This is a genomic window from Alteromonas sp. CyTr2, from assembly GCF_947311905.1.
Classification (GTDB): Bacteria; Pseudomonadota; Gammaproteobacteria; order Enterobacterales; family Alteromonadaceae; genus Alteromonas; species Alteromonas macleodii.
In genome coordinates, this window is record NZ_CAMZMZ010000001.1 from 25,075 (window position 1) to 43,921 (window position 18,847).

Annotated in this window: 17 protein-coding genes; 7 read left to right on the forward strand and 10 right to left on the reverse strand. The window is 44.5% G+C overall.

What is annotated here, in order from left to right:
* Positions 1-75 precede the first annotated feature (75 nt).
* The 3 genes from QME20_RS00135 to QME20_RS00145 are packed head-to-tail and all read right to left on the reverse strand — an operon-like array spanning position 76 to position 4,256.
* Positions 76-2,142, reverse strand: a complete 2,067-nt coding sequence (locus QME20_RS00135) for a DUF3488 and transglutaminase-like domain-containing protein (RefSeq protein WP_281715191.1) — start codon at positions 2,140-2,142, stop codon at positions 76-78.
* Positions 2,139-3,272 carry a DUF58 domain-containing protein gene (locus QME20_RS00140; RefSeq protein ID WP_281715192.1) on the reverse strand — a complete coding sequence of 378 codons (1,134 nt, stop codon included), beginning with the start codon at positions 3,270-3,272 and terminating at the stop codon, positions 2,139-2,141. Before QME20_RS00140 ends, QME20_RS00135 begins: the two co-directional genes overlap by 4 nt.
* Before the next feature lie 36 nt (positions 3,273-3,308).
* The gene (locus QME20_RS00145; protein ID WP_281715193.1) at positions 3,309-4,256 is read right to left on the reverse strand and encodes a MoxR family ATPase; all 948 of its coding nucleotides are present in this window, start codon (positions 4,254-4,256) and stop codon (positions 3,309-3,311) included.
* A gap of 500 nt (positions 4,257-4,756) precedes the next feature.
* Between QME20_RS00145 and seqA the strand changes: the two genes are divergently transcribed.
* The 7 genes from seqA (at position 4,757) to QME20_RS00180 (ending at position 13,503) form a co-directional block, all read left to right on the forward strand.
* Complete coding sequence (gene seqA, locus QME20_RS00150) at positions 4,757-5,542, forward strand: replication initiation negative regulator SeqA (protein ID WP_061094710.1); 786 nt, start codon at positions 4,757-4,759, stop codon at positions 5,540-5,542.
* Positions 5,543-5,589: 47 nt separating this feature from the next.
* Complete coding sequence (pgm, locus tag QME20_RS00155) at positions 5,590-7,242, forward strand: phosphoglucomutase (alpha-D-glucose-1,6-bisphosphate-dependent) (protein ID WP_281715194.1); 1,653 nt, start codon at positions 5,590-5,592, stop codon at positions 7,240-7,242.
* Positions 7,243-7,460: 218 nt separating this feature from the next.
* A complete protein-coding gene (locus QME20_RS00160) occupies positions 7,461-9,938 on the forward strand; it encodes a glycogen/starch/alpha-glucan phosphorylase (protein ID WP_061094712.1) in 2,478 nt (825 codons plus the stop codon).
* Between the two features lie 297 nt (positions 9,939-10,235).
* Positions 10,236-11,540, forward strand: a complete 1,305-nt coding sequence (locus QME20_RS00165; protein WP_049588977.1) for a bifunctional diguanylate cyclase/phosphodiesterase — start codon at positions 10,236-10,238, stop codon at positions 11,538-11,540.
* A 145-nt stretch (positions 11,541-11,685) separates the two neighbouring features.
* Positions 11,686-12,717: a succinylglutamate desuccinylase gene (gene astE / locus QME20_RS00170; protein ID WP_049588976.1), complete on the forward strand. Its 1,032-nt coding sequence runs from the start codon at positions 11,686-11,688 to the stop codon at positions 12,715-12,717.
* Entirely contained in the window at positions 12,710-13,120 is a 411-nt protein-coding gene (locus tag QME20_RS00175) for an HIT domain-containing protein (RefSeq protein WP_049588975.1), read from the forward strand. Before astE ends, QME20_RS00175 begins: the two co-directional genes overlap by 8 nt.
* A gap of 56 nt (positions 13,121-13,176) precedes the next feature.
* On the forward strand, positions 13,177-13,503 hold the full coding sequence (locus QME20_RS00180; RefSeq protein WP_014949040.1) for a heavy metal-binding domain-containing protein: 327 nt from the start codon (positions 13,177-13,179) through the stop codon (positions 13,501-13,503).
* A 156-nt stretch (positions 13,504-13,659) separates the two neighbouring features.
* On the opposite strand, the gene QME20_RS00185 is transcribed toward QME20_RS00180, so the two are convergent.
* The 7 genes from QME20_RS00185 to QME20_RS00215 all read right to left on the reverse strand — a co-directional run bounded on the left by QME20_RS00185 (position 13,660) and on the right by QME20_RS00215 (position 18,671).
* Entirely contained in the window at positions 13,660-14,919 is a 1,260-nt protein-coding gene (locus tag QME20_RS00185; RefSeq protein ID WP_281715195.1) for a dicarboxylate/amino acid:cation symporter, read from the reverse strand.
* Between the two features lie 190 nt (positions 14,920-15,109).
* Positions 15,110-15,331 carry a DUF2897 family protein gene (locus tag QME20_RS00190; RefSeq protein WP_281715196.1) on the reverse strand — a complete coding sequence of 74 codons (222 nt, stop codon included), beginning with the start codon at positions 15,329-15,331 and terminating at the stop codon, positions 15,110-15,112.
* A 14-nt stretch (positions 15,332-15,345) separates the two neighbouring features.
* Entirely contained in the window at positions 15,346-16,032 is a 687-nt protein-coding gene (locus QME20_RS00195; protein ID WP_187447306.1) for a M15 family metallopeptidase, read from the reverse strand.
* Between the two features lie 9 nt (positions 16,033-16,041).
* Positions 16,042-17,178, reverse strand: a complete 1,137-nt coding sequence (gene dapE, locus QME20_RS00200; protein WP_281715197.1) for a succinyl-diaminopimelate desuccinylase — start codon at positions 17,176-17,178, stop codon at positions 16,042-16,044.
* Positions 17,172-17,519: an ArsC family reductase gene (locus tag QME20_RS00205; protein ID WP_061094719.1), complete on the reverse strand. Its 348-nt coding sequence runs from the start codon at positions 17,517-17,519 to the stop codon at positions 17,172-17,174. The genes dapE and QME20_RS00205 overlap by 7 nt, the downstream gene beginning before the upstream one ends.
* A 257-nt stretch (positions 17,520-17,776) precedes the next feature.
* Positions 17,777-18,277: a PTS glucose transporter subunit IIA gene (locus tag QME20_RS00210; RefSeq protein WP_281715198.1), complete on the reverse strand. Its 501-nt coding sequence runs from the start codon at positions 18,275-18,277 to the stop codon at positions 17,777-17,779.
* Positions 18,278-18,281: 4 nt separating this feature from the next.
* Positions 18,282-18,671: an ACT domain-containing protein gene (locus tag QME20_RS00215; RefSeq protein ID WP_281715199.1), complete on the reverse strand. Its 390-nt coding sequence runs from the start codon at positions 18,669-18,671 to the stop codon at positions 18,282-18,284.
* Positions 18,672-18,847 lie beyond the last annotated feature (176 nt).

An 18,847-nucleotide genomic window follows, 5' to 3' on the forward strand; every position in this document is an offset into this window, starting at 1 on the left:
CAAGGCAGTATTAATTAGTCTGCACTAAAAAGGGGGGAGTGTGAGTGTTTAAGGTGCAACCGGTTTAACCATTTCCTACTTTAATGCCTGTTTTAACATTTTTAACTGACGCCTCATGGTTGGATAAACTTTTGTCTCTTGTGTTCGGTGTGCGTATTTTTCGTGCTCAAATTGTTCACACAGAAGTGTTAGTGCCTTGGCAGCATCTTCGTTTATCAAAGGGTTAACTTCACTCATAAAGGCGGACAAGGTTTTATTCCCTCTTTCTTTTCCTGTTTTAGCTTCAACGCATTTTATTGCGTTTAGTAAAACTCTGTGTGAGGGCGATAGTGTGTTGCGATGCGTTTTGGGTAAAAAATAAAGTGCTAAAATAAGCCCAATTAGGCCAATGGCGGAAAGAAATACAACTCGCATTTTTTGCGGCGTTAGCGAGCCTAGTAATTCTTTAAGCATGTTGGTTTGCGCAGTATTGTCAAAGCCCAGTACCCATTTACTCCACGAGTAATCGAGCTGTTGAAACCAGATTTGTAGCGTTGAAAAAATAGCAGCGTTGCTAAGGTCGCCCAAAATACTGGCTTCACGAGACTCCCCAAGTTCTTCCAACGCACGTTCAAGCCCGAAGGTTAAGCGTGACGGTGCCACCATACTCGTTGGGTCGTGTCGAATCCATACACCATCAATAAATGCTTCCACCCACGCATGTGCATCGTACTGCCTTATTTGCAGCACATTGTCATTAAGTGCGCTTCCGCCTTGGTAGCCTGTCACCATTCTTGCCGGCACCCCTGCGGCGCGAAGCACATACACCATGGCGCCTGCGTAATGGGCACAAAAACCTGAGCGTTCTTCAAATAAAAAACGATCGATGGGGTCGGTAGGCATGGCGTTCGGCGATAGGGTGTAGCGGAAGCCACCTTGATTAAATTCACGCATTATTGCGCTAACTATTTGCTGTGCGCCTGAATATTGTTTGGCAAGCGTCTGTCCCCATGCCCTGGCTTGAGGGTTACCATTCATGGAAACCTGAAGGTTTAGTTGTGATTCAAAATTTCCTATTGCGCTAGTGATTTGCGCAGTTGGATAGTAGCGCAGATAAAACGCTTTCTTACTGGATATTGGGCTATTCGCCCTTAACGTAAAATCAAAAAGACTTCTTACGAAAATACTGTTCTCGCGGTTGTTGGGTGTCGAAGGCGCTAACGCAAACAGCCACGTTTGCTGAGTGGGTTCCACGATCAATTCATAACTTATCACTTGAGGCGTGTTTTCCTCGGCCAGAGCTGACAAGGGCGTTGGCTTGCCCATGTAAGCTAGCTGTTGCTCTGCCTGTTTGCGTTTGTCGCTAATAGACCAGGTTTTCCCGTCAAAATGTTCTAAGGTCATAGCGCGCCAATACCTGGACGGTGCAACAGGGATTGCTTCTGCGTTTTCAAATGTAGCGCTGAAAGCCAATTCAGAGGAACTCGCCAGTGACGCAATATCACCAGGCGTCACTGTGTCAGAAAGCCCGGTTTCAGTAGATTTTGACGTGGGCATCTGCCAAAGCGGAGGGAGTTGGGGAAGCAGTAAGAACAGTAGCAGCGCGATAGGGAAAGCTTGGACAATAAGCACGGTCACGAATTTAATGCTTTTTGATTTGGGTATTCCTGCACCGTGATAAATGGCAGTCGCAAATAGCAGCAGGGCCAGTATTCCTGTATAGCCAATCCACGCAAATACGCTTAGAGACGAAATAAATCCACAGCCGATTAAGAACAAACAGGTACATACAATTAAGTGAAAATCTCGTTTTTTCTCAACCAGCATGATTTTGAGCGCGCATGCGGCGGTCAATAGGTTGATCATGCTATCAAGCAATCCTACTGAAAAGCCGAACCACGATAATGCGAACACTACCAATATCGCCAGCAAGTTAACCGTGCGTGATGTCGGCAGACTATTTAACGCACTAAGGCCTGCGGCCCTCACTATCACAGCACATCCACCTAGCATAATTACCCATGTCATGAGCGGCGCGGTGAGAGTAAAAAGAATAAGAGAGAAAGCTATGCAGAGCATAAGCACAGCCACGGAGGTTGGTTGGCTAAACACGCTTTTAACAACGGTTAATTGCGTTAAACGGCTTAAGATAGCGGAGCTCATTTTATTGACCTCGCTCTTTCATTCTTTATGGAAGATATTGAGACCGTTTTATTTGAGGTTGAAGAAGCTTGTGATGAATGCGAATTCAAACAAGCAAGTGCACTAAGACATTCGTGCCTATGTTTTACCCCGTGAGCAGGGGCAATGTTAAGCCCTTTGTACTGTATTCCAAATACCCGGTCTGCGCCTGTCCAAGACAATGTTGCATAGGTAAGTGCCGACACGGCAGTTTCTACATCGATGTTTGAGGGAACTGAAAGTACAAAACTGTCGCTTTGCAAGGAGGTAAAGGATTTCGAAACCCAATTTCCGTTTTTCGCCACATGCTTCCATGATACGCGATTAAGCGGCTGTCCAACTTCATAATCGTTTAATGCATAGAAGTCTTCGTTACTTGTAAGATCGTTCACCTGACTGACGCTATCTGACTCATTAGAACTGGCAATCTTATTAATAGTGACCGGGCCTTCTTGAGGTTTTGCATAGACAGTAACCTGTTGATCAAAATCGAGGTGGGTCCAGCATTTGTATAATCCCAGCGGAAAATCGCATGCAATAGTTAGTCTGCCCAATGCAAAATGGCCCCGTGCTGGTATTTGAAGAGGCACGCTAAGGGTTTGCGTTTGTTTTGTATCCGCAGCTTCATTGTCGTTTAAAGAAAAGCTGTACGTCTGCTGATCCACCGAGGTGTCTTCATTACTTGCATGAACAGCGGTTTCCATGGGGCGTACTGTATTTAGCCACTTTATTGCTAATACACCATTGCAGGTTTTCACTGGTGCTGCCGCGTGAGGGATAACCTGAAGCTGCAATTCACCCTGTAAGTTACAGTGAAACGAACGTGGGGGAGCCGCTTTAAGCGCTAAACGCGCAAAGTTTTGGTGAGTATAAAATAGCGTTAATAGCATAATGCTTAAGCACAAATAGCTAAGCAGTAACATCAAGTTGTTTTGGTAGTTAGTGCCAAGTAAAAACAAACACAGCGATAAAGTTATAAAAGACCAACCGAATCCGCTGGGCAATATAAAAATACTGTTCAGGGTGAGGTGATGTTCGTGAGAAGCCGGAACTCGCCTGTCTAACCACTTCAATAGCCTGTGCTTAAGGTAATTTGATAGTGAAGTTAGCATTCTACGCACCTTTAGCGCTCCGGTAATTCATGAATGCTAGGCTGCCAGCGGGTCAATACTATCAAGTAATTTCTGGCTCAGTTTTTCACCGTCAAAAGCATGGGTTTGCTGCCCTTGTGCCAACTGATGTGAAGACAATGTTAGCCTATGAGCGGTAATGGCCACGAAGACGGCCTGTACATCTTCTGGAGTAACATATGATTTTCCGGAAACAAACGCCCAGGCTTTGGCACCTTGGAGTATCGCTCTACTCGCTCGTGGCGATAGAGGATTAGGGTAATCATTACTTTCTCGACTTTCACTCACCAATCTTAGAATGTAATGAATAATGGCATCGCTGGTATGAATAGCGGCTACCTCTCGTTGCATCTCGCGCAAATTCTCCTCATTTAGTATTTGTGCAAGCGGTGCTATTGCATCCTGTTGCAATAGCATGGCTTTTTCTGCTTCCCACGCTGGATAGCCCAAAGAGATACGCATAAAGAAACGGTCAAGTTGGGACTCTGGCAAGGGATAAGTGCCCGATTGATAGCTTGGGTTTTGTGTAGCAATAACAAAAAATGGAGAGGGTAGCGCGTGGGTTACACCATCTATACTTACTTGTCGCTCTTCCATCGCTTCTAACAGGGCGCTTTGTGTTTTGGGACTGGCTCTGTTTAGCTCGTCCGCTAACACCACTTGGCTAAAAATAGGGCCGTGTCTAAATGAAAAGTGCTTTGCCTCGTCTTGTTCATTACTATGAAAAATGTTTACGCCCAACATATCTGATGGGAGTAAGTCAGAAGTAAATTGAATGCGAGAATATTGTAGGCCAAAAACTTGGGAAAGCGCATGAGAAAGGGTGGTTTTACCCATTCCTGGTAAGTCTTCAATTAATAAGTGGCCATTGGCAAGTAAACAAGTTATTGCGAGTTTTAACTGGTGATCTTTACCAATAATTTTCTGACTAAGAGCCCGCTGTACATTGATGATATCTTGGCGCATATAATTGTCACTTAAGTTTAAAGTTACTCTGTCACACTACGTATTAAACAGTGAGAAAGCGATTAAGGCTTTTCTAAGGATGTTGCGCAATGATGTTTAAGTTCATGTCTGAGTTCATGTTCTAGTTTACATGTTTAGCGAACGGTAACGAGTGCCGACAATGTGGTGTTTCGAAGGTCACTACTTCTTAATAATAGCAACGATAGTGAAAGGCTTTCTATTGAATTACCTGTTAAATTTTATACGCAGGTATATCAGCGACTTGATGGTTCGTTGTGTTGTTTCTCCTATGTTCTTAATGTTGTTAAGGCGACGTCTATTTTTGAAAAAGTAAAAACGGCTTACATGGACTTTATCGACAGCAAATACGACGGGTTGGGAAGCAGTAAAACGTCACTTTCTTATCTTATTAGCATAGATTCCCGCAAAACATCTGTTATTAAGTGCTGCGTAGTTTATCTGTGTTGTCTATAATGGTGCCTCTTAAAAAGGAAGTAGTTATGAAAAGCATTGAAATAGATGACGATTTATATGCCTTCATCGCCAGCCAAACGAAGCATATTGGTGAGAGTGCATCACAAATTTTAAGACGTTTACTTTTGCCTGAAGACGGTGCCGTGTCCCATGGTGTCCAGCATGGTGGGGCTTCATCTACATCTGTAAAAACAAGCGAACCAAAAAGTACAGACGTTGTAGAAACCGCAGATAACGCAAGTGAGTCAACACCCGAAGTTGAAACTCAAGTGGCGACTAAAGTACAAACCAAAGCGCCTACTAAAGCGACAGCCAGTTCAGCAGTTAAAGCAGCGCCAAAGGCTGCAGCGAAGAAAGCTCCAGCTAAAGCAACGGCAGCAAAAGCGCCTGCGAGCTCAAGGGCAGCTAAAAAGGTTTCGGAAGTTTCTTCAGTAACGCCAGCAACAGAAGCTCACTCGAAAAGAGACATTCTTGAAGCGGTGTCAAAAGATGCATTAGGCACATTTACCAAGCGCGTTGATCAATTCCTGTTTGTTTTAAGTGCAGCGCACAAGCTTAATGCAGAAAACTTTACTCGTGTTGAAAGTATAAAAGGTAAAAACCGTACGTACTTTGCGACAAGTAAGGCGGCATTGTTGGAAAACGGCAGCAGTACTAATCCTAAAGCTATCCCTGATAGCCCGTTCTGGGTGGTAACAAATAACAATACTGCCAAGAAAACGAATATGCTGGAACAAGTTTTGCGTAACTTAGGCTATCAACCCGATGTTATTGAAACCGTGATTGCGCGTTTCTCTTCAGAAGGTAAATAGCAAGCCAAGGTATAGAACAACGAAACTTCTAAATAAGGATTTTTTTCATGGCATTACATCCGCAGGCTGGACAGCATGCAGCAAAAGAGCAACTCATTAACGTAGCGCAGTTAGTGAGCCAGTATTACAGCTATAAACCGGATATGAATGACCCGGGTCAAGCGGTCTCTTTTGGCACGTCAGGTCACAGAGGTACAGCTTCCAACGCTACGTTTACCGATACCCACATCAGTGCAATTTGCCAAGCGTTGGTAGAGTATCGTAAACAAGAAGGTATCGACGGTCCGCTGTTCGTTGGTAAAGATACCCACGCGTTATCTGAGCCTGCCATGATTACCGCTATCGAAGTTTTGTGTGCAAACGGTGTCAATGTTGTCGTGCAGCGCGCAGACAATGAAAGCATGGGCTATACGCCGACACCTGTTATTTCTCGTACTATTATTCGCTACAATCGTGCAGGTAACACCGACAAGGCAGATGGTATCGTCATTACGCCTTCTCATAACCCTCCTTCAGACGGTGGATTTAAGTACAACCCGCCTCACGGTGGGCCTGCCGATAGTGATGTAACCAAACAAATTCAAGAACGCGCCAATGAATTAATTGCCGATGGCAATAAAAATGTTAAGCGCATTGATATTCGTCAAGCTACCGCGCGCAAATTGGTTCGTGAAGAAGACTTCATGGAACCTTACATTGAAGACCTTGCAAGCGTTATCGACATGGAAGCGATTGCAAAAGCTAACTTGAAGTTAGGCACAGATCCACTCGGCGGCGCTGGAGTAGGGTACTGGTCGCGTATTGCTGAAAAATACGGGTTGGACATTACCGTTGTTAACGACGCGGTTGACCCACAGTTTGGTTTTATGCGCCGCGACAAAGACGGTAAGCTTCGCATGGATTGTTCGTCTGCCTATGCGATGGCAGGGCTTATCGAGCTGAAAGATAACTTTGACTTAGCTTGGGGCAATGATCCTGACTTCGATCGTCACGGTATTGTGTGCAAAAGCGCGGGCCTAATGAACCCAAACCATTATTTGGCCGTGGCTATTAACTACCTTTATACCCACCGTCCAGAATGGCCTAGCGATCTAAATATCGGTAAAACACTGGTGTCTAGCAGTATGATTGACCGCGTAGCCAACAGTTTAGGTAAACCTTTGGCTGAAATGCCGGTAGGCTTTAAATGGTTTGTTGATGGTTTATCAAACAGCACTATTGGTTTTGCGGGTGAAGAAAGTGCTGGTGGAATTTTCCTTGAACGCAATGGAAGCACGTGGGCGACAGACAAAGACGGCTTTATTCTTTGTTTGCTGGCAGCTGAAATCCTAGCCATCACAGGCAAAGATCCTGGCGAGCACTACAAAGCGCTAACGGAAAAATTTGCAGCGCCGGTTTACAGCCGTGTTGACGTGGCAGCAACCCTTGAACAAAAGCAAAAGCTTTCGGCGATGGATGCATCTGTCGTCACTAGCGATACGTTGGCGGGCGAGCCTATCACGGCCGTTCAAACCCATGCGCCAGGTAATAACGCGGCAATTGGTGGCGTTAAAGTATCGACAGAAAATGGCTGGTTCGCAGCGCGTCCTTCTGGCACCGAACAAATTTATAAAATCTATGCGGAAAGCTTTAACGGTGAAAGCCACTTACAGGAGCTAATTGCTGAAGCCGAAGCCTTAGTCGGAAAAATAATCAAATAAGTGCAAAAATGAATCACTTTAAATTCCTTTTTGTAAATTAATTGTTAAAAATCGCATGAATGCATACGAATTCATGCGATTTTTTGTTATTTTAACAAAATTATTACAACATAATCGTTTAAGCGCTGCTATATTGCTGTCATATTCTGAAGTTATTCTGTAATTAAATTACGTTTTCGGTGTGTAAACACCGCTTCTACTTAAGAGTGAGACGCAAAATGAACGCAAAAGCGACCAAGACGCAACCCTCTCCAGTGATCGATAAGGCTGCATTCAAAGCAGCGGTTATTAAACACTTACACTGCACGCTAGGCACCGACGAAAACAAAGCAAACAATCACGCTTGGTGGAAAGCAACCTGTGCTGCCATTCAAGAACAAGTACTTGAAGGGTTGCGTAAAACCCAGAAAAGTCATTACCTGAACGACACGCGCGCCGTTCATTACTTCTCTGCTGAATTCCTAATGGGCCGTTTGCTTTCAAACAACCTGCAAAACTTTGGCTTATTCGATGTAGCGAGTGGCGCGTTGAAAGAGCTAGGTGTTGAAATTTCAGACATTCTTGAAGAAGAGCCAGATATGGCGCTGGGTAATGGTGGCCTTGGCCGACTAGCGGCTTGCTTCATCGACTCACTAGCGACAATGGAATTACCTGCAATAGGTTATGGTATTCATTACGAGCACGGTTTGTTCCGCCAAGAAATTAAAAGCGGTGAGCAAATCGAGCGTCCAGACAGCTGGCGTCACTACGGTAATCCTTGGGAAATTTGCCGTCCAGAATCTATTCAAGAAGTATCACTTTACGGCTATGTAGAGACTAAATACGGCGACAACGGACGTGTGCTGAAAGAATGGCACCCTGGCTCAATTGTAAAAGGTGTGCCGTGGGATATTCCTGTTGTAGGTTATGAAGGTAAAACCGTAAACGTATTGCGGTTGTGGCAGTCAGAAGCGTCTGGCTACTTCAATTGGGACGTATTCAATGCTGGTGGTTATGTTGATGCACAGCGTGAAAATGTATCAGCTGAAACTATTTCAAAAGTACTTTATCCAAACGATGAGACCGAAGCGGGTAAAGAGCTTCGCCTTATTCAGCAGTACTTCTTCTGCTCGTGCTCGCTTAAAGACATTATCCGTCGTTACAAGCGTGCTCATGGTGACGATTGGAGCCGTTTCGCCGATCAGGTTGTTATTCAGCTAAACGACACGCACCCAGCTATTTCTATACCAGAGCTAATGCGCATTCTTGTTGACCGCGCAGAGCTTGGTTGGGATGAAGCGTGGGGGATTTGTACAAAAGTATTTGCATATACCAACCACACCTTGCTACCAGAGGCACTTGAAAAGTGGCCTGCGCGCATGATTGAGAAGATCCTTCCTCGTCATCTAGAAATCATTTATGAAATTAACCACCGCTTTATGGCAGAGGTTGATAAGAAGTGGCCTGGCGACAATGCCATGAAAGCTAAGCTTTCAATCATTGAAGAAGGTAACGAGAAGATGGTTCGTATGGGCCACCTGTCGGTAATCGGTTCATTTGCTGTCAACGGTGTGGCAGAAATGCACTCTCGTCTTGTTAAGTCGTCTCTGTTCCCAGAGTTCGATGAACTATATCCTGGTAAGCTAACTAACGTAACCAACGGTATTACGCCACGCCGCTGGTTGAAAGCGTGTAATCCAGCGCTGTCTAAGCTAATCGATAAAAAGATTGGTGACGACTGGCCGCGCGACTTAGACAAACTGCAAGGGTTGGCTAAATTTGCAAGCAATAAAACGTTCCAGAAGCAGTTCATGAAAGTGAAGCTTGAGAACAAAGAGTTGCTAGCAGAGGAAATTCGCAAGTCACTTGATATAGAAGTAGACGTCAACGCCATTTTCGATGTGCAGATTAAGCGTTTGCACGAGTATAAGCGTCAACACTTAGCGCTTCTGAATATTATGGCGCTATACCGTCGTATTCTAGAAAACCCTGATTACGATATGCACCCGCGTGTATTTGTGTTTGGTGCTAAAGCCGCACCGGGCTACAAGCTTGCGAAAGATATTATCTTCGCTATTAACAAGGTAGCGGATAAGATCAACAATGATCCGCGCGTAAATAACAAGATTAAAGTAGCATTCTTACCAAACTACCGTGTATCACTCGCTGAAAAAATGATTCCAGCGGCAGACGTATCTGAGCAAATCAGTACGGCAGGTAAAGAGGCATCAGGAACCGGTAATATGAAGCTTGCACTGAACGGTGCGGTAACTATTGGTACACTTGATGGTGCAAACGTTGAAATTGCTGAAGAAGTAGGCGATGACAACATCTTTATCTTCGGACTTACAGTAGAAGAAGTGAACGAGCTTAAAGCGAATGGCTATAACCCACATGACTACTACTATAAAGATCCAGAAATTAAAGCTGTGCTGGATTGGTTAGAAACGGATTACTTTACGCCAGGTAAACCAGGTGCATTGGTGTCAATTAAGCAAAGCTTACTTGATAACGGTGACCCGTACATGGTGCTTGCAGATTTCCGTGCTTATTCTGATGCACAAATTGCAGTTGATGCTGCATACCGCGACAAAGAGCGTTGGGCGGAAATGGCCATCATCAATACAGCGAAGATGGGTAAGTTTACCTCAGATCGTTCAATTCGTGACTACGTAGAACGCGTTTGGAAACTTTCACCGTGTAAGATTGAAAGCTAATCGCAGAACCGTAAAGAAATAGCCCGGCAGTGGTACACTCGCCGGGTTTTTTATTACCCTCTAAATACTTCTTCATTGTTTCGTATCGGGTTCAAAATACGGCACAGTTTGTTCTTAACGTCACCAGAAATAAGTACTACAGCCATGTTTTTTGTCCATAATTAGGCTAATGTTGTACAAAAGTATAAGACGGTATGCAAAATAATACGTTACTGTCGTTGCGCCTTTCGTAGCGCCATGGTTTTATATAACTAGTTGTTTTTAGTACCTCGAAGCGTAAAGCTCAAGGAAAACATCATGAGCCAACACACATCACTGGCAACCATTCCCAATCGCTATGCGTTTATCGATAGCATTTCGAAGCAAGCGTCTCGCAGTGCTTCTATTTCATTGATGCTGGTCGATGTAGTACGTTTTTCTGATGTAACAACCAGTCTGGGCATTCATGTAGGCGATCGCTTTTTACTTGAAATAGCCAACCGCATTCAACTTCTCTTTGGGCAATCGGTATCAATTGGGCGTATCAGCGGTGATGTTTTTGGCATCGTTTTTCCTAATGAAAGTAATGAAACCGTAATGCGACAAATGTTCGAACGCTTAGTCGAGCATTTCAAAACGCCTATGCATTATGATGGTACGGCTTTTATTGCAGACTTTAACGTAGGTGTGGTGTGCAGTATTAAGAATGACTTTGATATCACTTCCTTTGTTTCCCGAGCAGAAGCGGCTTTAAAACAAGCAAAAGAAAACAAATACGAAAATTACTTCGCGTTGACTAAGTTAGACAAAACCGACACGGGCAGAAGTTTGGCGCTAAAAGCAGATTTAAAACGTGCATTAGCACAAAATGAACTCGAGCTTTACTATCAACCAAAAGTCGATCTGACAACGTTAGAAGTAGTGGGGGCTGAGTGCTTACTTCGCTGGAATCACCCTCTTGATGGCGTCTTATTTCCAGGTCCGCTAATCGAAGCGGCCGAGTCGTATAATATGATGAGCGAACTGGGCTACTGGACGCTTGAGCAAGCCTTTAGGGCGCTCTCGGAATTGGACCTAATGAAGCGGTCTTTAATGCTGTCTGTGAATATTTCTCCCACACAGTTATACGACAACCAGTTAGTCCCAACACTGACGATGCTGAGTCGTACGTATTCAATGCCGCTTTCGTTAATCGAGTTGGAGCTCACCGAGGACGTGGCACTGTCTAATTCATTAATGGTGAAAAAGCAGTTAGATGAGCTGCGAAGCTTAGGCGTATCTATTTCTGTAGATGATTTTGGTAAAGGGTATTCAAATCTTGCTTATATTCGAGATCTGGATTTGGATGCGCTGAAAATCGATAAGTCCTTTGTGATGGAACTTGAAGCTCACCCTGTTAATCGCGCCATTATCGAAGCGGCGAAAGTGATAGGGCATGCAAAAGAGTGCTGTGTAGTAGCCGAGGGCATAGAAACCGTAGAGCAGCTTCACATACTCAGAGAAATAGGGGTTACACAAGGGCAGGGATACCTATTCTCTCGCGCCATTCCATTCGATGATTTCGTACAGCTTACCCAACAAGAGATAATTATCGGCAACTCGCCTAGACGCGCTCAAGCCTAGTATTTGAAAGTGCGGTAATCTGTAGTTGCGTTGTTCAATCCTTACAGCTACTGGGAATTAAACAGTGAGATAACGTGATTTTGAAGGCCTGTCTGGGTACACTGGAAGCATTCGAGATTAGACAACGTAGACAAAGCTCACACTTATGCAAGAACTTATAGAAAGCGGCCAGTTTTTAACACTTTCTCGCCGTAATTCCGCATTATTTGAACGCTCTCATCAATTTACATTAGCTAATGGTACGCTCGTCGATATTACCGCACCTGGCATTATTAGTTTTTCAGTTCAGCCAACCTCTAAGCCTAACAAACGCATTGTTTTATCGTGTGGTGTGCACGGTAATGAAACCGCACCTATCGAAATCTGTGATGATTTGGTTAAGGGGATCCTTACAGGGAACATAACGCTGGCACATGATGTTTTGTTCTTATTTGGCAACCTGCCCGCGATGGATATTGCAGAGCGTTTCGTTGAAGAGAACATGAACCGCTTGTTTAGCGGTGCACACTCTAAGGGCGAAGGTTTAGTGAACGCAGAGCGCGTTCGTGCTAAACAGCTCGAAGATGCTGTGGCGTCTTTCTTCAAAGCGGGTGAGGGCACCCGATATCACTACGACCTACACACTGCAATACGCGCCTCTAAAAATGAAAAGTTTGCGGTATATCCTTATCTTCATGACAGAATACACAGCAAAGGGCAGCTGGCATTTCTCGCAGCGTGTGGTGTGAAAACCATATTGCTGTCGGAAAGCTCGACAACCACCTTTAGCTATTTCTCGTCATATCAATACAACGCGCACGCGTTTACGGTTGAACTTGGCAAAGTGCGTCCATTTGGGCAAAACGATATGCGTCGATTTGAAGATGCGAAACAAGCGATAACGCAGCTAATTACTCAAACCGAATACGCGCCAACCGTCGATATGAATGAGTTGGATATCTATCGCGTTAACCAAGTCATTAATCGAAATGAAGAGCAGTTTACGCTTCATTTTGATGACGATACTCCCAACTTCACTGACTACCCTAAGGGCACTGTACTGGCATCAGAAACGGGTAAAGAGTACGTAGCTGAGCAAGATGGTGAAGCTATAGTTTTCCCGAATGCAAAAGTGGCCATTGGACAACGTGCCTTGTTAACCGTTGTGCCTACTACGTTGGAAAAGCTAGATGTTTAAACTTGATAGCCGTTTACACAATGATACATTTTTTGTCTGTGATCTTTCGCTGTGTCGTGTACTGTTGATGAATGATAGTCAGTTTCCGTGGCTCATTTTAGTACCAATGAAAAATGATATAGCGGAAATTATCGACTTGTCAGAAGAAGATCAGATTACTTTACTCAAAGAGTCTGCATTGGCATCAAAAGCCATGCAGGCCGTGTTTTCACCGCTAAAACTTAATGTGGCAGCACTAGGCAATGTGGTAAGGCAGCTTCACGTTCATCACGTCGCACGTTTTGAAAATGATTGTGCGTGGCCAAACCCCGTGTGGGGCAACCAGCCAGCAGTGGCATATAACACAAACGATGCTCAGGCGCTTGTTAAGTCTGTTAAGCAATGGTTTGAAGACAACAGCTAGAGGGTGCACGCCCTTAATAGCAACAAATAAACAGTTCACATTAAAAGGAGTTATGCATGATAGTTTCAACTACCCCAACGCTTGAAGGGCATAAAATTGAAGCTTATTACGGTATTGTTGTGGGCGAGGCCGTGATGGGCGCAAACGTATTTAAAGATCTTTTCGCTTCTATTCGCGATATCGTTGGCGGTCGTTCTGGATCGTATGAAGAAGAGTTAACCACTGCACGTAAGTTAGCGTTTACTGAGCTTGAGCACGAGGCGAGAAGCATGGGCGCAAATGCTGTGGTTGGCATCGACTTAGACTATCAAGTGATTGGCGATAAAGGCAGTATGCTTATGGTGAGCATTAGCGGTACCGCGGTGAAAACAACCCCTTTATAAGATTATGAAGGGCGCATGCTTTAGTGAATTAACGTTTATCAATTAAGTGCCGATTAAAATAGCGATAAGCAAAAAAGCGACACAATCCAATCAAAAAAGGGCAGCCTAAGCGTTTCAAAAAGCTTTGCTGCCCTTTTCTATCTGTAAGACTAGGCTTTATTTGGCCATATTTTCTATTGCCTGCTCTTCAACAGCATCAGCATCAATGGCAATTGTATCTACAATCACTGCGCATGCTGCATCACCCGTAATATTTAGCGCAGTGCGGATCATGTCGAAAATTCTGTCCAAGGCAAATAGCAGGGGTAAACCTTCAATGGGAATGCCGGCAGCAAGCAACACCGCAACGACCAAGAATGATGGCCCAGGAACGCCCGCTTGACCAACCGCGCCAAGGGTAGAGGTTAGGACGATGGCAACATATGCACCCATTGATAAATCTATATTGAAAAGCTGCGCAAAAAACACCGCTACCAAGCCATAATAAATGGCATTTCCGCTCATGTTGATGGTGGCGCCTAACGGCAGTACAAAAGATGCCGTTGCGTTTCTTACACCTAGCTCATTCTCTACTGTATTCATAGTAACCGGCAGTGTCGCCATGGATGACGCGGTTGAAAGAGCTACCGCCTGAGGCTTTTTCATGGCGACGAGAAATGATTTAGCCGACGTTTTTGTAAATAGCTGTACCAAAAGGGGGTAAACCACAAAACCAAATACTAAAATTGCCGCAGTAAATACCAAGAAGAGTTTGAATACCACCATGAGCGCGGCAAAACCAAATGTTCCTACCGCCTCTGCCATTAAACCAAATACGCCGATAGGCGCGATTTTCATCACACAGTTGATCATCCACACCATGGCATCAACGATAGTGTTCACGCCATTTAAAATAGGCTCGCGGTTCTTTTTAGGCTGTTTAGAAAGGGCGAGGCCAAAGAACAAGCAAAACACCAGAATTTGAAGAATGTTCGCGTTGGTTAACGAGGCAAATACGTTAGTGGGGATCATACCCGTAACGGTAGCCCAAAATGAAGGTAGCTCACCTTTAGAGGCGTATTCACCAGAGAACATACCTTCTACCGCAGAAACGTCGATACCTATTCCTGGCTTAAACACTTCACCCATAATGAGGGCCAGTGTTACGGCAAGTGCTGACGTTAACGCAAAATAAGCAAGGGTAGATAGCCCCATTTTTCCTGCATTAGTGCTGTTGCCAAGCCCCGCAGCGCCAGAGATAAGCGCTACTGCTACCAGTGGAATGACCAGCATTTTAATTAAATTGATAAAAATGGCACCCAGTGGTGCGAACATTTCAGCGCTTTCACCCATAAAGGCACCAACCGCGGTACCAATAATCATGGCAATGACAACTTGTACGCCGATATTGCCCAGTAAGGACTGTTTTTTAGACACGTCTAGAACCTCTTAGAGTGTGTTTAAATGTGAAAAGTGATTTGTGAATGAATAATTTAGAGCCCTAATACTGAAGTGTCGGCATCGGCACAAACAATGGGTAAAAGCTTCTAATTATAAAAGCCTCGAATTATAAAAGCTTTACTTAGGCTTCGATTAAAATGCCACGACTGACGCTATCAGAATAGGGTTATTTCATAGGGGTGTTGCTGTCTTTATCTTGGTCTTGGTCATGGTCTTTAAGGGATGTACTCGCGCTTTCACTGTCCTTGTTTGAATCGTCGTCACTATCATCATAAGGTTTAGAAGGTGTCGGAAATTTAAATCTAGCACTGTATTTAAGCAGCGTGATATTCCCAATCACAACGCCCAACACTAAAACAATAATGATGATGACCCAGGTAGTACTCATAAAAATTCCGTAGGCTACAGCCCTTTGTTCAATACGTAGCGATTATACAAGCTAGGTAGCTGTGGCAAAATACATGTTTTGCCTTCTATATCGCTTTGTTCGATGGCTTTCGTAAAGCCATCTAAGTGCCTGGCGTTTTCGAAAGCACACGCTGTGTTTCGAAAGCTTAAATGCCATGGCTCTACTGCGACGCCACCCGTATTAACCGAAAAAGGGCGATAAAAGCCAAACTGTTCCATATTGTCAGCTAGCCAACATGAAAGGGCATGGCACGGTCCGCCAGAAAGGTATTCGCGTTCGACAAGATTAAACTTGCCCCCCCAGTTATGCACGGCAGCTCTGTCGTACACGTCGATGTCAGTGCCCCAGTGGTGGCGACTGCCGCCGGGAAGTGCTGACCATGTCAAAATAGCATGAAGCTTTTCATTATCGCTTAGTGCCTCGAATGGCAGTTCATCACCGTTGGTATCAAGAAGCTGTGCTTGACCTGCCCATTTGCGGTTAAAAATGGCTGTTTGCCTGTCGAAATCTCGAAAGCTACTGACCAACTGTAAGTCTATACCGTCTTTTTGCGCAGCATCTTGCATGGCAAGAAACGGCGATATCACGTCGCGATGCAGTCTATGGCCGTTGCCAGCATCAACGAGATAGTCGTTGTGCTGGCCTAACCACGCTTTTTCTGGCACTTGATTCATAACCATCAATAGCGGCTATTTAGCCAGCAAGCGTTCTAAGATACCGAAGTACATATCAGCAAGCTGTTCAAGGTCAGACATTTTCACGCACTCGTCAATTTTGTGAATAGTGGCATTCACCGGGCCTAGCTCTATGACTTGTGCACCTGTTGGCGCGATAAAGCGACCATCAGATGTACCGCCAGCAGTAGACAGCACGGTAGGTGTTCCTTTTACCGCCGCTATTGCACCTTGAGTGGCTTCTAACAGGGCACCCGTATCGGTTAAAAAGGGTTGACCGTTAAACGTCCATTTAATCTCGTACTCCAGTTCGTGGGCTTCCAAAATTGCCGTGACTCTCTCAATGAGAATTTGGTCGGTTACTTCCGTTGAAAAACGGAAGTTGAAGCAAACGTGCATCTCGCCCGGGATCACATTGCCCGCACCTGTACCCGCGTGAATGTTTGATATCTGGAAGCTGGTGGGAGGGAAAAAGTCGTTACCGTTATCCCAATGAGATTTAGCTAGCTCGTCAAGGGCTGCCATTGCACTATGAACAGGGTTTTTAGCTAAATGAGGGTAGGCGACATGGCCTTGGATACCTTTTACTATCAAATCACCCGTTAATGAACCTCTACGGCCATTCTTAACAATATCGCCTACTTCATCGGTTGAAGAGGGTTCGCCAACAATACACCAATCAATTTTTTCATTGCGGGCTTCAAGGGTATCAATAACGCGGGTGGTACCGTTTATAAAAGGGCCTTCTTCGTCGCTAGTAATAAGGTAGGCAATACTTCCCTTGTGATCAGGGTATTTGTTCACAAAATCGCGGGTGGCTACTAGCATAGCGGCAAGACTGCCTTTCATGTCAGCTGCGCCGCGCCCATGTAGATAGCCGTCAACTTCTGTCGCGGTAAATGGCGGTGTTTTCCATGCTGACTCAGGGCCACTAGGCACTACATCAGTGTGGCCTGCGAAACAAAATACCGGGCCTTCTTTACCTCTGCGAGACCAAAGGTTCGTCGTGTCTTCAAATACCATGGTTTCATTATTAAACCCTAAAGCACCTAAAAACTCGCCCATGGCTTCTTGGCAACCTGCGTCTTCTGGTGTTACAGAGCGGCGGTTTATTAATTGTTTAGCAATTTCAATAACAGAGTCGTTTAACAAAATATTTCCTCATACTGCGCGGGTTTGAAGCCAATATAAAACGCGTTGTCATGAACAAGGATAGGGCGTTTAACCATGGCAGGATGAAGCTCTAGCAAGGCCAGTGCTTTATCTTTATCTAGACTCGCTTTCTCTTGCTCTTCTAGCTGGCGAAAGGTTGTGCCGCGTTTGTTGAGCATTGCTTCCCAGCCAAGTTCTGCTTCGGCGCGTACAAGAAAGTCGTTATCTATCCCGTCCTTGCGGTAATCGTGAAATGTGAAAGCGATATCGTTGTCTGCTAACCATTTTTTTGCTTTTTTAATGGTGTCACAGTTTGGGATCCCATAAAGGATTGTGCTCATGGTGATTTATTCCGTACTACTTTGTTGTTTGTAAATGAAAGACGCTGGTTAGAACAGTGCCATTATGTGGCGTTGTTTCGAAGAGCTAGAAAAAATAGAAAACCGCAATAGCCCGAAAACAGTGCGCCTATGCATTTTTGTTTTTCAATGTGCTACATCATACAAGCTGTTGATACGTTGATAAACTCACTTGCGATGATTTTTAATAGCAAATTATTCAGGGCTGAAAGCCTGTTTTACAATTAGGTCAACAGGCCTTAGAGGTAAAGTGTCAACAACGTATCTTCGCCCGCTTCGACAAACTTTTGATGCGTAGGCACTACGCCTATAAGCGCATTTGCATTAAGCAACGTCATTGAACAGGTATTGCTAACACCGCGCTGCTTTAGCCATGCAGCATTCACGGTAAAAAGTACTTGTTTAAGTCTTATTTCATCGCCCCGCTTCAAAGAACAGGCGAATTGTGCGCCATGCAAATGACTAGTATCGCCACCATATTTAATCTTGCATTTAAGGCCCGCGCTAGACTGTATGTCGATTGCGTAATCTAGCGGGGAAACAGCTAATACTTTTCCAGCGAAAGGCGATACGACAGTATTTGACGTTGAGCTTATTGCTGCACCAGGCCCCATAAGGCCACTTTTATAATAGGGATCGTCAATGTGTGAGAGTGAAACCACTTGCCCTGAAAACGGGCTTAAAGTTACAAACTGCTTGGTAAAACTGTCTGGTGCGTATTGTAGTTGCTTAGCATTCACGGTATTAGACGTCCTCGCTTACCGAGTAGCCAGCTTTCTTCAGTGCATTAACCGCATCTTTTAACTTGTTATTTTTCACTAAGAAGAAGTCGGTATCGAAAGTTGAGACCACGAAAATTGCAACTTTTGCTGATGCCAGTACTTGGCCTATTTGCGCCATGATCCCAACCATGGACAAATGTAATGGACCTAACAGTTCAAGTGCACGCCAACCTTCATCACTATCCAGTGACGGTACATCTACCGTATCTGGCACAACAATAGATAATTCATCTTCTGTTTTACCTAGGAAAAAGAGGGGGCTATTGAGTACAGATGGGGGGATATTGGTTTCAGGATCCACGCTGTGAATGGTAAACAAAGATTTTCTGACTAAAAGTGTTTGTTTGGGCATGAGAAACCGAAAAAAGATAACTTCGAAGATATTCACATTAAACCACTAACTGTGATTAAGTGCTACGTGTTATCCACTTAATCTGTGGATAAGTTTGTTGAGTAGTTTGGGGCTTTGTTGTAAGTGTTTGTATTTTAAAGAATAAATAAACTGTACAAACAATGCTCAGTGGATAA

Bases quoted from the DNA above. Each gene is read 5' to 3' on its own strand.
- QME20_RS00205 (WP_061094719.1), bottom strand. From the start codon at position 17,519: ATGAGCACAATCCTTTATGGGATCCCAAACTGTGACACCATTAAAAAA.
- pgm (WP_281715194.1), top strand. From the start codon at position 5,590: ATGGCATTACATCCGCAGGCTGGACAGCATGCAGCAAAAGAGCAACTC.
- QME20_RS00195 (WP_187447306.1), bottom strand. From the start codon at position 16,032: ATGGTTATGAATCAAGTGCCAGAAAAAGCGTGGTTAGGCCAGCACAAC.
- QME20_RS00190 (WP_281715196.1), bottom strand. From the start codon at position 15,331: ATGAGTACTACCTGGGTCATCATCATTATTGTTTTAGTGTTGGGCGTT.
- QME20_RS00215 (WP_281715199.1), bottom strand. From the start codon at position 18,671: ATGCCCAAACAAACACTTTTAGTCAGAAAATCTTTGTTTACCATTCAC.
- QME20_RS00180 (WP_014949040.1), top strand. From the start codon at position 13,177: ATGATAGTTTCAACTACCCCAACGCTTGAAGGGCATAAAATTGAAGCT.
- QME20_RS00165 (WP_049588977.1), top strand. From the start codon at position 10,236: ATGAGCCAACACACATCACTGGCAACCATTCCCAATCGCTATGCGTTT.
- QME20_RS00140 (WP_281715192.1), bottom strand. From the start codon at position 3,272: ATGCTAACTTCACTATCAAATTACCTTAAGCACAGGCTATTGAAGTGG.
- seqA (WP_061094710.1), top strand. From the start codon at position 4,757: ATGAAAAGCATTGAAATAGATGACGATTTATATGCCTTCATCGCCAGC.
- QME20_RS00160 (WP_061094712.1), top strand. From the start codon at position 7,461: ATGAACGCAAAAGCGACCAAGACGCAACCCTCTCCAGTGATCGATAAG.
- QME20_RS00175 (WP_049588975.1), top strand. From the start codon at position 12,710: ATGTTTAAACTTGATAGCCGTTTACACAATGATACATTTTTTGTCTGT.
- QME20_RS00145 (WP_281715193.1), bottom strand. From the start codon at position 4,256: ATGCGCCAAGATATCATCAATGTACAGCGGGCTCTTAGTCAGAAAATT.
- astE (WP_049588976.1), top strand. From the start codon at position 11,686: ATGCAAGAACTTATAGAAAGCGGCCAGTTTTTAACACTTTCTCGCCGT.
- QME20_RS00135 (WP_281715191.1), bottom strand. From the start codon at position 2,142: ATGAGCTCCGCTATCTTAAGCCGTTTAACGCAATTAACCGTTGTTAAA.